Origin of the sequence: Francisella sp. 19S2-4 (genome assembly GCF_036281795.1) — a bacterium.
Classification (GTDB): Bacteria; Pseudomonadota; Gammaproteobacteria; order Francisellales; family Francisellaceae; genus Francisella.
The window spans coordinates 1-12,797 of record NZ_JAWUZH010000054.1 but is presented as its reverse complement, the minus strand read 5'-3'; the positions used below and the strand labels follow the sequence as shown (position 1 = coordinate 12,797).

The following is a 12,797-nucleotide window of genomic DNA, read 5'->3' as shown; positions in this document are numbered from 1 at the left end:
AAATACTAATATCTGTAACATCTGTATTTTACAAAATATATCTAACAATTTGGGATATTAATTCAACAGTCTTTTTTTTTGTTGGCATCAAATAGATTTAGCATTATTAGAAATGTCTGTATTATGGATATTCTTACTTTGGAATATTAGAGTATTTAATAATATTAGTAAAACTGCAGGATATTTGCTTATACCTTATTTTGCATGGATAAGCTTCGCTTGGATACTAAACTTTAGTTATGCTATCCTTAATTAATAATATCCCTATCTGCAACAGCTAAATGTAAATAATGTAAATGCTTATCATATTGATTAACAATATCTGCAATTACCTGATCTTTTGAATAACCCATAATATCATAATACTGTCCACCATGACTTAATAGAACTTCAACTCTATTATAAGTCCCCTCTCTTGATTGATACGCTCTTAGCATCACACTATATACAAAATCTTCACCATCTTCTATTGAGATTATTAACTGTACATGATCATAGTCTCTAATGATTTCTGCATTTATACCATTTTTTTCCATCTCATCTGCAACTTCAAGTACTTCTATCGTTACATCTTTCTGTAAAAAATCTATTGCTTGATCTTTTGATGGTTTATGGGCAATAGCCTCTAGTCTTTTTTGCCAAGATGTATTTGCTTTTACATACTGTACAACGGTTGAGTGTGTTTCTATACTTTTAACCCTTAAATAATCTAGCCTCAAAGATTTTACTAACGAAATACACATCATAAATAAAATAAACAGTAAAGGAAATGCGCTAATTATAGTCGCTGACTGTAAGGCCTCTAGACCCCCTGCTAAAATAAGTGAAATAGCAAGAAGTCCACTTAATACAAACCATGCGATTCTATGTATAGTTATAGATTGCTTTGCATTACCTGTTGCTAATATATCTATCACTAATGCTCCACTATCCGCTGATGTTACAAAAAAAGTAACTATCAAAAATACAGCTAAAATAGATAATATTGTTGAAAATGAAAAATATTGAAAGAATTTAAAAAGAGCAACAGGAATATTATTATTTGCTGCATCTATGAGACTTTGAGCATTTGTATTCATAACTATATCAATAGCTGAATTACCAAATACTGTCATCCATAAGAATGTAAATCCTGTTGGGATAAATAAAACCCCTATAGTAAACTGCCTAATTGTCCTTCCCTTAGAAACTTTAGCAATAAACATTCCCACAAAAGGAGACCATGCTATCCACCATCCCCAATAAAATAATGTCCAATCTTTTAACCATTCCTGACTCTCTTTATTATAAGCATATAAATTAAAAGTCTGATGAACTAGATTACTTAGATAATATCCTACATTTTGGACATAATCCTGTATCAGTCCTGTTGTATTACCAAGGAATAATACAAATGCTAATAAGAATAATGCTAAAACTATATTAAAATTACTCAAAACTTTAATACCTTTATCTAGGCCTAAGGCAACAGACAATGTAGCTAATGCAACAATAAATATAATATAAATTACTTGCATACTTACAGTATCAGGCAAACCTACTAAAAAGTTCATTCCTGAACTTACCTGCATAGCCCCAAAACCTAGGGATGTAGCAACACCAAATAATGTACCTAATATTGCAAAGATATCTATTGCATGCCCTATTGGTCCATATATTTTATTATCTAAGATTGGATAAAGTACTGAACGTGGTAATAATGGTAAATCATGTCTATAAGCAAAATATGCTAATGATAATCCTACTATTACATACACAGACCAAGCTTCTATACCCCAATGAAAAAAAGTTGTATTCATTGCCTGCTTGACTATTTCTAATTGATCATTCGAAACATCTGGTGGTGCTAAGAAGTGCTTCAAAGGTTCCGCAACACCATAAAACATCAAACCAATACCCATGCCTGCTGCAAAAAGCATCGCAAACCAAGATATATTATTGTATTCAGGCAAATCATGCTCCTGACCTAATTTAATATCTCCAAATCGACTAAACATTAAAATTAGACATAAGCAAACAAAAATACTCATTGCTAAAATATATGCCCAACCAAATTTATCTAAAATTAAATTCTGGATAATTGACATATAGTTAGCAAAATCTTTTGGAAATAAAATACCTAATAATGCTAGTATAGATGCCAAAATAATCGCTGGATAAAATACTGGAGCATATGCTCCTTTTTCTCTTTGCATTGATATTTATATTTTTTCTTACGTGTATATTTAACTTAACATGTCTTTGTTTATATATCAAAAATAGATATATTCATTATTTAAAGATCAATAGAAAAGACATAGAATATATGAAGTTGCTATATTTGGTTAATATTAATGAGAACTCTTACACAAAAATTATATAAAGAAATTAAAAAGCTGCACACATCTCAAGGAAGGAAAAAATCTTCTTACTATATTATAGAAGGTCTTCGATGCTGCCAAGAAGCTATTGAAAGACTTAGTCAATCAGATATACATGCAATAATAATAACTGAGAAATCAAATAATGACTTATATCCCTTAGATAAAAAATATATTGTTTCAGAGAAAGATTTTAATGAGCTATCACAAACTCAAAACCCTCAGGGAGTTTTGGTATTAGCATATAAAAAAGAATTTAAAGAACTTAACTTTGATGATGATTTTATACTAGTATTAGATAGAATCCAAGATCCAGGTAACATTGGTACAATACTTCGCACAGCAATAGCAGTTGGGCTAAAAGAAATAGTTCTTGTCAATGGAACTGTAGATCCATTTAATCCTAAAGCTATTCGTGCTGGGATGGGCGCTCAATTTAGTTTAAATTTCAGCTACTTTGATAACATTAAACAACTTAAAACTATACCAAAACTTAAAAATCATCAAGTTTGGTTAACTACCCCACACGAGGGAATTTCTTGTTATGATAAAAGTTTTAAACTTAAAAATAGTATATTAGTCTTTGGTGAAGAGGCAAATGGTATACAAGATTTCTCAATTGGTGAAAAAACTATGATTCCTACATTAAGTAATATTGAATCTTTGAATGTCGCCCAAGCAGCAACTATCTATTTATTTGAAGGTTTGAGGCAAAAACTGTTAGAATAATACTAGAGGTATTTTTAATTAAGTATAGGAGAAACTATTATGAGCAAATGTAAAACTCACAAAAATCATAACCATGAGCATAATGAGAACTGTGGCCATACAAAAATAAAACATGGTGATCATTATGACTATTTACATGATGGACATCTTCACCACAAGCATGAAAATCATTATGATGAACATACTCTAGAAGTATCAAAAGAAAATCCTGATGTCTGTAAACCTATCAAAGATGAATGTTGTGACCACGTTCATGGACCTGATTGTGGGCATGAAGCAGTACCTCATGGCGATCATACAGATTATATCGTTGATGGTAGATTACATCATCCTCATGGCGATCATTGTGATGATCATGGTCCGGTTGAAATAGTAAAAAATAACAAAAAGTAAATTTAAAATATTATCCTTTTAACTAAAAACTAAATATTTTTATCAGTACTAGATTTACAATTATCTTGATTGTAATTAATTATTAGCTTAGTTACATCATCACTAGACAAATCATCTAGAGATATAGCGTTATTTGATAGATAATCTTTGAAACTATCAATATCAAAAGATGGTATTGGGCTTTTAATAAGCTTATTAGTAAACTCTTTAAGAAGCCTATCATCAAATTTTAGAGTAGCTATTTTATATTTTAAATTTCCTATACAGTTATTAAAAACTATACTTAATACATTTGACATTCCTTCAGTGACTATTGATTTACTCATATAACCCTCTCTAATTTAGTTGGCTTATTTAATATCTAAAAACTATTAGAACAGATTTGTATTAGACTTAATACATTCACTCTTGATTATAATTCACATATATAATGCAAACAATATATGTTCCAGTAAACAGCTGTTTACTTCTTTTTAACAACGTGAATAACATTTAGAATGCCATATATTCTACTATAAAAGGTTTTAGATAAATTTAAAAAGTTACTCTTTCGCAGATAGTTTCTGTAAAAATCTCTCCGCATTAGAAAAATCCTCTAACGACTTCGAGTGAAAAAGATCAATATTAATTAAATCCTCAATTTTATCTCTCTCTGACAAATGTGCATCATTAATCATTTTTATAACAACTTCTGCACCTTCTGTAGAAGTATTTGGTAGCAATAGCCATATATCACGTAGAGACATTCTAGTAAGCATATCTGTTTTTCGTAATACATCTCTTAAGGCCTTCGATATAGAGTTAATATCTTCAATACCTATATAATCAAATATACTAATATGGATTAATGAAAACTCATATACAGGATTTCTATTTTGCATTGAGTATGTCCAGTCAACAAAACTATAAAAAAACTCTGGAACAACATAATTTATCTCATCAAATACAGGTATCGAATACTTTAATAAATTCATCTTAATATGATGCTCAGCATTATTAGTAAGAGTATATTCAATAATATTGCGCTTACGCATCTGCTCTAAAGATGTTATAGTTCCACAATTAACGCACTCAGAAACTACCTCTGGTGCAACAAATACACTTTCACATGATCTACAAGAGTAGTTCTGTGATTGCTTATGATCAGCACCAACAATTATATCTTCACTATGACATTCAGGACATCTTTTAGAAAGTAATGTATGTGTTGATTCACAGCTAGAACAATACAAAAATGACTTTATAAGCTTTTTATATTTAATAATATCTAGATTCTTAAGCTCTCTTATCCATTCATAATAATCAAAACCTTCATCTTGAGCAAATACATCTAGAATTGGATAACTATAACATGTAGCTGTAGATTTATTTCTTTGTGGAGTTAAGTTTGTAGTGGACTTTCGTGTACATAGATATACTAGAAATCGAGCTTGCCAATTATTTGCTATATTATTAATATTTTGGACAGTTTTCTCTAAGTTTTTAATTTCACTATTAACATTTTCAACAAGCTTTATTAAATCCTGTGTATCTGTAAATTTTTCTACTGTATAGTTAATGTACTCGCTAGTATTACAGAATATAGGTTTAAGATATGTATATATACTTGATCTAATTTTTTTAATAATCTCAATGAATTCAGAAGTACTTAAATCAGAATAATCTATCACAAAAGCATCAATCTGCTCAAAATCTCTAGAAATATCATTAGTTTTAAAAAATTCTATAATATTACATCCACTTAATTTTTCTCGCATTTTTGAATCTGAAGCCTCAAGTACTGCGATATTTAAATCTCTAGACATTTCTCACCGAAAATAATATACACTATAAGATAAACTTATATTTTTTACAAAAAAATGTAAACTATTATTTAGGCTTAGTTAAGAATATATCTTTTAGAGAATTTTATTTGAAATTGAGAGATTATTTAAATACCAATAAGCAACTCTTTCTAATTAGAAGCTACTATATTGTTTCGACCATGACTTTTTGCTTTATACAAACATTTATCAGCTCTATTATAAATAGTCTCTATAGTATCATTTTTTATAACTTCAGTAACTCCAGCACTTATAGTTATGGTTTTATTTTTAATTGTTTTAAGTTTTTGTTCAACTATACTTCTAAATTTTTCAGCGACTAGAGTTGCATTTTTTAGCGAAGTATTTTTTAAGATTAATGCAAATTCTTCTCCACCAATTCTAAATGCATTATCATTTTCCCTAATGTTAGATGATATTAAACTACCAAGTTCTGCAAGGACCTGATCTCCGATTAAATGCCCATAATTATCATTAATTTTTTTGAAAAAATCTATATCAAAGATAACCATGGAGAATGGCTGTTCATATTTTTTAAATATTTTTAAATTTTCTCTAATATGATCATTATATGATTTTTTATTCTTAAGCTTTGTTAGATCATCTATATATGTTTGTCTTTTAATAGTATTCATTGCATTAAATAGATCAGTATTATCAACTGTCGTCATAAGAACTTGTCTGTTATTTGGCATCAATGCTATTGATGATCTTAGTCTTTTTAGCTTGCCTGATTTAGTTACACATACTATCTCAAAATCTTCATATATAGATTTCTTAGTGACTTTATTAAATATAGTTTGATATTCTTTTAAAGATTCTTTACTCGTAAAATCAAATGTACTTTGATTTAATATCTCTTCACTAGAATATTCTAACATTTCGCAATATTTATTATTAACAAACTCATATCTTCCATCTAAACTTAATAGACTAATACCACCTAATGCTGTTTGAAACATAGCTTCCAGTTGCTCATTTTGCTCAATAATTGTTTTCTCATTTTCTTTCTGTGCAGTTATATCTCTAGCGGAAGCATAAAGAAAATCTTCATTATTGAGGTTAATAATATTTGCTGTTATAAAAGCAATATATTTGGAATTATCTTTTCTTGTATGCTCTCTCTCTACTTCTATAGGGCCCTCTTTAAGTGCTAAAATAATTTGAGAGTATTCTTCTTTAGTAATAGTCTTATCCCAATCATAAACATATAAACTCTGCATCTCACTATCTGAATATCCTAAAAGATCTTGTGCTTTTTTACTATAATCAATAAGCTTGCCTTCAAAATCCATAATAAACACACCATCAGATGCCAATTCCAAAATAGTCTTATACTTAACTCTCTCACTAGCTAATAATTTATTAGCCAAATCTACTTGGGTTGTATCTCTTTTTTGGATATTTCTTTGTGATGCAAAAAGATATTTTTCATTATTAATAACAATGCCTTTAGCATTTATTTCAACATCTATTACAGAACCATCTTTTCTTTTATGTTTTGAAATAAATATCTCAGGCTTATTAATTAAATCTGCAATTACAGAGTGAAGTTGTTTACTAGGGGCAAAAGGATCCCAATCAACTACATTTAGATCAAGCATCTCTTCTTTGTTATATCCAAGATTATTCATAAAAGATTTACTAAAAAAAACCAAATTTCCTTTTTGATCTATAATATGGATCCCATCAGGAGTATCCTCTAGCAAACATTTTAATTCTTGTTCTGAAAAATTTAGCAAACCAAAACTCTATTAAGCAAGTAGAATTATATATTATGTATTCTAACAATAATCTGTGCCAAAATCTTTTTTTCATTTAAATTTAAAAAAGATTTTTAACATCTACTTATATAAAACTAGCTAAATCTTACAATCTCTCTAATATATAAGTGCCTGCAGCTCCAACTGGTCTGGTAGGCCATGGAAAAAGTACAGTATGATTATCTGATGGCACTTGATATATAACCTCTCCATCCTCATAAGCAAGAACTGTTCCTTTCTTATATTTAGTAAAATTTCTTAAACATATAGTATTATTCAATTCAAAGGTTTCATTGTTTTTAATTACTGGTGGACAAAATTTATATTTTTCAATTTGCTGAGAACTTATTTGTCTATTTTGGTTATATTTCTCAGATACTTTAGTATATATATAGTTAGAAATATTCTCCAAATCTAATGGATTATTATCGCCTAATCCATGAGCATGTCCAAGCTCAAATACCATACCTATGATATAAGGATATTTCTTCACCATAAAAGAAACCAAAGTTCCTTTCATATTAATATCTGTAATAACTTTACCAAGACCACAAGCACATAAGATTTTCTCATGATCCAAGCAGTATGGTTGTTCTTTAACACAAATTGCAAACTGTGTTTTATCATCCTTATACTGATGGAAATATTCAGGATAAACATAGCTATGTAAATCAAGTAACATCTCTATTGAAATATTTTCAGTATCAAGTTCTTTTTTAAAATGATCTATTGCTGTAATAATATCTATCGTCCTTTTATGCTCTAAAGAATTATTTAAGCTCAATTCATCAGTATCAAAACATCTATTTAAATTAACTTCAATCTGACGTTTTCCTTGTCTAATTGCTTCTAGGTTACCTACTATAATCATTAATGGACGACTAATTGTAATATTGCCATTTATAAGATCATTAAAAAGTTTATAAACTAATTCCACTGGACCTGTCTCATCACCATGTATACCTGCTGAGACTATCATAGCTTTTTGTGAAGTTTTAGTAATAGGAAAAATAGCAACAATACCATCATTATAATATTTTATAAGGTTACCATTTTTGACTTTAATTACTTTGGGGTAATGCTTTTGAGAAAAAAAATCTATAATTTCATCCGCCATATTCATATTCTACGGCTCCTTAAACTATTTAATATAAAAATTAAATTAACTTAGCTACATCATCAATTTCAAAATCATTATATTTATCAAATATTTCAACTAGTTCTGTAGGAATCTTGGCAGGTCGGCCTTTTTGAGCATTTACCATTACCCATATAGTATCTGCTTTACATAAGAGAGTCTTATCTGACTTTCTATAGATATGGTATTTTCTAAACGTTAAGATCTTTGTCATACTCTCTACCCAAGTGATTACTACAATATCATCACCTAATAAACCTTGAGCTAAATACTCGATAGTATGCTTCTTTGCAAACCATGTTAGACCATAAGCCTCTGTAACATCAAATACTCCATTAGCTTTTACATGAGCAATTGCAATATCCTGCATCCATTGTAGATAAACAATATTATTTAAATGATTATTAGGATCAATATGCTCAGGTAAAACCTTTGTTTCATAGACAAAATATTTTAATTGGTCTTTCATTTTTCACCTAAAAAATTTACTAAATCACTATAGCCACCGATTTGTTTACCATCGATAAATATTAAAGGGGTAGTTTCTAAATTATACTTTTCTTTAAAAGCATCTGTTTCAGCTCTAGTTTTTAAAATGTGATCTTCAAAACACCAACCTTTTTCTTCGAAAAGTGCTTTTGCTTTTAAACCATATGGGCAAGTTTTTTCTGGTGTTACCATCCTGTATAGGACTATATTTTTAAATTGATTTGTCATTTTTTTATAACTCTGAATACTGTATATTTGATAATGTAAAGTATACCACCTAGAAATATAAACTCATATATAAAAAAGGGATAAGCTATGTGTACAAATGTTTTTATAAATAAAAATGAACATAAAATCGAAGCAAGATCTATGGATTTTCCAATTAATATTGCTTTTGAAAATGGTTGGGATTACGTAGGAGTTGAGAATACTACAAATGTAATAATTGATGCAGATAAAATCCCAACAAATCAACTTGCAAATTGGAAAAATAAATATGGTTATTTTGGTAGATTTGGCTTTGACAGAACTATTGCTGATGGCTTAAATACACAAGGACTATCATTTAGTGTTTTATACCTTGATATAACACAATATCCTAAATACAATCCTAAAGATACACGCCCTGTCCTTGCTATATATGATATTGGTAACTTCCTATTAGCAATGGCAAAAGATGTACCTGAGGCTCTTAAATTGGTATCTCAACATCAGCTTGTAAATAGTGCCCTCGAACTAAAACCAGGTGTTTTTGTCGAAGATATTCCGCTACATATATCACTTAGAGACTCTCTTGGTAATAGTGCTGTGATCGAATTTCTTAATGGTGAAATTTATATATACGAAAATACTAGCAATGTCTTAACCAATGCTCCTAGCTATAATTGGCATTTAGAAAATATCAAAGAATACCAATCGCTACTTAAGCCTTTTGAAAATTCTAACCCAACTTTTGCTGGTAAGTTTATAAATTATGATGAAACTGTAAAAAGCTCGCGTCCAGAGGTTGCTCAACTAATTGGTATGCCAGGAGATTTTAGCTCTACATCTCGCTTTGTGAGAGCCTATACCTTATCTGAACTTATGCTTGAACCAAAGTCAAATAGAGAGGCTATTTATCATGCTACATCTATTATAGCGAATGTTTCTGTACCACCTTATGAAAAGTCTATGACTCTTTGGACTACTGTCAAAGATCTAAAAAATCTAACCGTAGCTTATAAAGATAATGCAGCATATCAAGGAACTGGATCTATTGGTGTATATGCTATGAGTATAGATACTGGTTATGTTACTTATGATCTGAAAGCTATGAATTTCATAGATATACCACATCAAGTACAAGGTAGAGGAAAAAAACCAACTCCAAAAGAAGATATCAAAAAAATTATTGAGATGTCCAAAGTTGTAGGTTTACAAAGACAATAAAAGATAAATATCGTATTTAATTTTCTTTTTGTTTCATTTTGATAGGCATGTGATTACAAAATGGCTCTTCTGCAAGATAGCTACCGTGAATATTATAAGCTCTAGCTCTGCAGCCACCACATATCTTAATAAACTCACATGAACCACACTTACCTTCATAAGCACTAAAATTACGCATATCATGCATTACATCACTGTTTTGCCAAATATCTGCAAATGATTTTTCTTTAACATTCCCTGCACTAACAGGTAGATAACTACATGGATAGACATTACCATCAACATCTAACAAACATATACTTTGCCCAGCTATACAACCCTTACCACCACCAGTTCCAAAACTAAGAGCTCGTGAACGAACCTTTGCATTATCTTCCTTGTTACGCTCAAAACGAATACGATAGTAATGTGGTGCACACGTTGGACGCACAAGCATATCTTGCTCATCTGCTTCCATATCATAGTGCCAATTTAGAATATCTTGATAATCATCAATATCTATCAACTCTTGCATAAGCTCTTCACCTCGACCTGTCGGCACTATCATAAACAGATACCATGCTGTAGCCTCAAGAGATTTTGCTAGTTTATAAACATCTTTAATCTCATGTTGATTGCGTTTGGTAAATGATGAATTTATCAAGAATGGTATTCCATGTTTCTTAAATAGTTTTGCTGCATTTACTGTTGCTTCAAAGGCACCTTTTTGGCTACGAAAATCATCATGCGTCTCTGCTGTTGCTCCATCTATACTTAGAGATACTATACTTATGCTTGAGTTTTTAATTTTCTCACAAATCTCATCAGTGACTAATGAGCCATTGGTAGCTAAAGCCATACGTAGACCTTTACTAGCACCATATTCAGCTAGCTCAAAAATATCTGCTCGTAAAAGAGGCTCTCCTCCAGATAGTACTAGCACAGGATTAGCAAACTCGACTATATTATCAATGATTCTAAAGCCTTCCTCGGTAGAGAAATCTGGATGGCCTAGCACTTCACATTCTGAAGATGAGCGACAATGGACACACTTGAGATTACAACGCCTAGTTGTCTCCCACGCCATCCATTTAAGTTGGTGTTTCACAATATTTATCCAAATAAATAATCTAAAATTTATTAGACTTAATTATAACAAATATCTAATTAAATCAATATTACTAAAATAAGGTCTACAAATGTATAAATCACTTAGGTATTATATAAAATAAGTTTTAAATACTGATCTTATAAAAAATGAGTTTAAAGAAAATATTTTTAGTTGCTGCAATAGCTGTTTGTTGTATTAGTTTAAATAGCTGTATATTGAAACTACCTTTTCAACTTGTAGGCGATGTTATTGATGATATTACGCCTTAGAAGATATTCCTTTAAAGCCTTCTAGAGTATTTTCTAAAGCTTTTCTGAAGTTCATATATTAATAGTACATTTCCTAATAAATGAATAGATTTAAATACTCCAGATGCATTTTTATAAAAACTATCTTCTCCATAAAAAACACCTGGAATTATACTATTAAAAAAACCATTAATTGTAAGTTTCAAAGTGCAATAATCAAAGTTAAAATTCAAAGATGAATAAGTATAAAGAAAATATACAAAACATAAAAAGTTGAAGTAAATAATCCAAAATAAAGACTTTGGAACTGATGTCCCATAATTGCTTATAATTTTTTCATAGCTTAAAACAAACTTATTAGAAAAGTTTTCAACAGTTGAATTTTTAAACCAACTTAAGCTATTCCTATGACTTTCGCATTCTTTTTGATAGTAATCTATAGCTTTGATAGAATCGTTTTTTCTCTGAGCTTCATTCTTCAATATTCTAAAGGTTTCTTGATCTTCTCTAGAATTATTGCTCATATTTCCAATTGTTTCATTATATAAAGCTAAACATCCTTTATCTCTAAGGTTTATATACGCAAGATTAATTCCATTTTTAAACTCAGTTTCTCTTAATACTGCTAAATCATAAAAACTAGTATATAAAAAATTAGGGCGATAATTAAAACTCGTCTTATCAAACACGACTATATCATTGAAAGTTGCTTTATTAAATATTGCTTCTTTTTCAAAGGTAGTATTATAAAAATCTGTTGTTGCATTAAATGATGTGTTTTCAAAGAAAACTTTTTGTTTGAAAATATTTCCTTTAATTTCAACTTTTCCATTAAAAATATTATTTGAGAAATTACAATCTGCTTTTATATCTTCTACATTATTTAATGTAAAATTTTTATCTAAAATATTTCCGTGAAAAGTAATATTACTTGCACTCTTAAAAAGAGTACTACATGTAAAATCTGATAAAAAATGATTACCTTGAAAAGCTAAATTTCCTGTAAATGATACTGCACTATCTACTTCTAAACCATTAAATAAACAATCTTCAAACTTTAAATCCAGATGATTACTTGAGAGAATTATTTTACTAAAAAAACTATTTTTATAAGTAATTTGTTCAATAGCTTTTGGAGAATATTCTAACCCTAAGAAACAACAATCACTAACTATAATATTATTTTTAGAATTATCTTTTAGAATTTTATTTAAAGCATAGTAAGTATTAAATATACAGCCTATAAAACCAACAATTTGTTTGGGGCTGTCCTAGATAACTAAGTTATGTTAGGATGGTTTTGATGAGAAAAAGTAGATTAAGTTCATACAAACAA

Annotated in this window: 13 protein-coding genes and 1 pseudogene; 5 read left to right on the top strand and 9 right to left on the bottom strand. The window is 29.2% G+C overall.

Annotation, left to right across the window (positions count from 1 at the left end; all coding sequences use genetic code 11):
• Nucleotides 1–70: 70 nt before the first annotated feature.
• Nucleotides 71–256 (top strand): annotated as a pseudogene (locus R8535_RS09745) (tryptophan-rich sensory protein); the annotation flags it as partial.
• On the opposite strand, the gene R8535_RS09740 reads toward R8535_RS09745, so the two are convergent.
• Complete coding sequence (locus R8535_RS09740; protein ID WP_329498807.1) at nucleotides 249–2,195, bottom strand: BCCT family transporter; 1,947 nt, start codon at nucleotides 2,193–2,195, stop codon at nucleotides 249–251. The pseudogene R8535_RS09745 and the gene R8535_RS09740 overlap by 8 nt on opposite strands.
• Nucleotides 2,196–2,333: 138 nt before the next feature.
• Between R8535_RS09740 and R8535_RS09735 the strand changes: the two genes are divergently transcribed.
• Nucleotides 2,334–3,089 carry a TrmH family RNA methyltransferase gene (locus tag R8535_RS09735; RefSeq protein ID WP_329498805.1) on the top strand — a complete coding sequence of 252 codons (756 nt, stop codon included), beginning with the start codon at nucleotides 2,334–2,336 and terminating at the stop codon, nucleotides 3,087–3,089.
• Nucleotides 3,090–3,128: 39 nt separating this feature from the next.
• Nucleotides 3,129–3,482 carry a hypothetical protein gene (locus tag R8535_RS09730; RefSeq protein ID WP_329498804.1) on the top strand — a complete coding sequence of 118 codons (354 nt, stop codon included), beginning with the start codon at nucleotides 3,129–3,131 and terminating at the stop codon, nucleotides 3,480–3,482.
• 29 nt (nucleotides 3,483–3,511) lie between these two features.
• Here R8535_RS09730 and R8535_RS09725 read toward each other — a convergent pair whose 3' ends face one another.
• The 6 genes from R8535_RS09725 to R8535_RS09700 form a co-directional block, all read right to left on the bottom strand.
• Nucleotides 3,512–3,808: a hypothetical protein gene (locus R8535_RS09725; protein WP_329498803.1), complete on the bottom strand. Its 297-nt coding sequence runs from the start codon at nucleotides 3,806–3,808 to the stop codon at nucleotides 3,512–3,514.
• A 216-nt stretch (nucleotides 3,809–4,024) separates the two neighbouring features.
• Nucleotides 4,025–5,287 (bottom strand): hypothetical protein, encoded by a 1,263-nt coding sequence (locus R8535_RS09720; protein WP_329498802.1) that lies wholly within the window; start codon nucleotides 5,285–5,287, stop codon nucleotides 4,025–4,027.
• Between the two features lie 149 nt (nucleotides 5,288–5,436).
• Nucleotides 5,437–7,047, bottom strand: coding sequence for a sensor domain-containing diguanylate cyclase (locus R8535_RS09715; RefSeq protein WP_329498801.1), 1,611 nt, complete (start codon nucleotides 7,045–7,047; stop codon nucleotides 5,437–5,439).
• Between the two features lie 127 nt (nucleotides 7,048–7,174).
• On the bottom strand, nucleotides 7,175–8,191 hold the full coding sequence (locus R8535_RS09710; protein ID WP_329498799.1) for a succinylglutamate desuccinylase: 1,017 nt from the start codon (nucleotides 8,189–8,191) through the stop codon (nucleotides 7,175–7,177).
• Between the two features lie 34 nt (nucleotides 8,192–8,225).
• Nucleotides 8,226–8,675, bottom strand: coding sequence for an acyl-CoA thioesterase (locus tag R8535_RS09705; RefSeq protein WP_329498797.1), 450 nt, complete (start codon nucleotides 8,673–8,675; stop codon nucleotides 8,226–8,228).
• Nucleotides 8,672–8,923, bottom strand: coding sequence for a glutaredoxin domain-containing protein (locus R8535_RS09700; protein WP_329498795.1), 252 nt, complete (start codon nucleotides 8,921–8,923; stop codon nucleotides 8,672–8,674). Before R8535_RS09700 ends, R8535_RS09705 begins: the two co-directional genes overlap by 4 nt.
• An 87-nt stretch (nucleotides 8,924–9,010) precedes the next feature.
• Between R8535_RS09700 and R8535_RS09695 the strand changes: the two genes are divergently transcribed.
• Entirely contained in the window at nucleotides 9,011–10,123 is a 1,113-nt protein-coding gene (locus R8535_RS09695; protein ID WP_329498792.1) for a linear amide C-N hydrolase, read from the top strand.
• A 16-nt stretch (nucleotides 10,124–10,139) separates the two neighbouring features.
• On the opposite strand, the gene R8535_RS09690 is transcribed toward R8535_RS09695, so the two are convergent.
• Nucleotides 10,140–11,210: a radical SAM/SPASM domain-containing protein gene (locus R8535_RS09690; protein WP_329498791.1), complete on the bottom strand. Its 1,071-nt coding sequence runs from the start codon at nucleotides 11,208–11,210 to the stop codon at nucleotides 10,140–10,142.
• A gap of 149 nt (nucleotides 11,211–11,359) precedes the next feature.
• Here R8535_RS09690 and R8535_RS09685 point away from each other — a divergent pair, with 149 nt between their 5' ends.
• Nucleotides 11,360–11,482: a hypothetical protein gene (locus R8535_RS09685; protein ID WP_329498789.1), complete on the top strand. Its 123-nt coding sequence runs from the start codon at nucleotides 11,360–11,362 to the stop codon at nucleotides 11,480–11,482.
• An 11-nt stretch (nucleotides 11,483–11,493) separates the two neighbouring features.
• Here R8535_RS09685 and R8535_RS09680 read toward each other — a convergent pair whose 3' ends face one another.
• A complete protein-coding gene (locus tag R8535_RS09680) occupies nucleotides 11,494–12,150 on the bottom strand; it encodes a hypothetical protein (RefSeq protein WP_442902178.1) in 657 nt (218 codons plus the stop codon).
• Nucleotides 12,151–12,797 lie beyond the last annotated feature (647 nt).

What these genes read in the sequence shown, in the direction of transcription:
- R8535_RS09710 (WP_329498799.1), bottom strand. Translation starts at nt 8,191, where the DNA reads ATGAATATGGCGGATGAAATTATAGATTTTTTTTCTCAAAAGCATTAC.
- R8535_RS09720 (WP_329498802.1), bottom strand. Translation starts at nt 5,287, where the DNA reads ATGTCTAGAGATTTAAATATCGCAGTACTTGAGGCTTCAGATTCAAAA.
- R8535_RS09730 (WP_329498804.1), top strand. Translation starts at nt 3,129, where the DNA reads ATGAGCAAATGTAAAACTCACAAAAATCATAACCATGAGCATAATGAG.
- R8535_RS09700 (WP_329498795.1), bottom strand. Translation starts at nt 8,923, where the DNA reads ATGACAAATCAATTTAAAAATATAGTCCTATACAGGATGGTAACACCA.
- R8535_RS09705 (WP_329498797.1), bottom strand. Translation starts at nt 8,675, where the DNA reads ATGAAAGACCAATTAAAATATTTTGTCTATGAAACAAAGGTTTTACCT.
- R8535_RS09740 (WP_329498807.1), bottom strand. Translation starts at nt 2,195, where the DNA reads ATGCAAAGAGAAAAAGGAGCATATGCTCCAGTATTTTATCCAGCGATT.
- R8535_RS09725 (WP_329498803.1), bottom strand. Translation starts at nt 3,808, where the DNA reads ATGAGTAAATCAATAGTCACTGAAGGAATGTCAAATGTATTAAGTATA.
- R8535_RS09735 (WP_329498805.1), top strand. Translation starts at nt 2,334, where the DNA reads ATGAGAACTCTTACACAAAAATTATATAAAGAAATTAAAAAGCTGCAC.
- R8535_RS09695 (WP_329498792.1), top strand. Translation starts at nt 9,011, where the DNA reads ATGTGTACAAATGTTTTTATAAATAAAAATGAACATAAAATCGAAGCA.
- R8535_RS09685 (WP_329498789.1), top strand. Translation starts at nt 11,360, where the DNA reads ATGAGTTTAAAGAAAATATTTTTAGTTGCTGCAATAGCTGTTTGTTGT.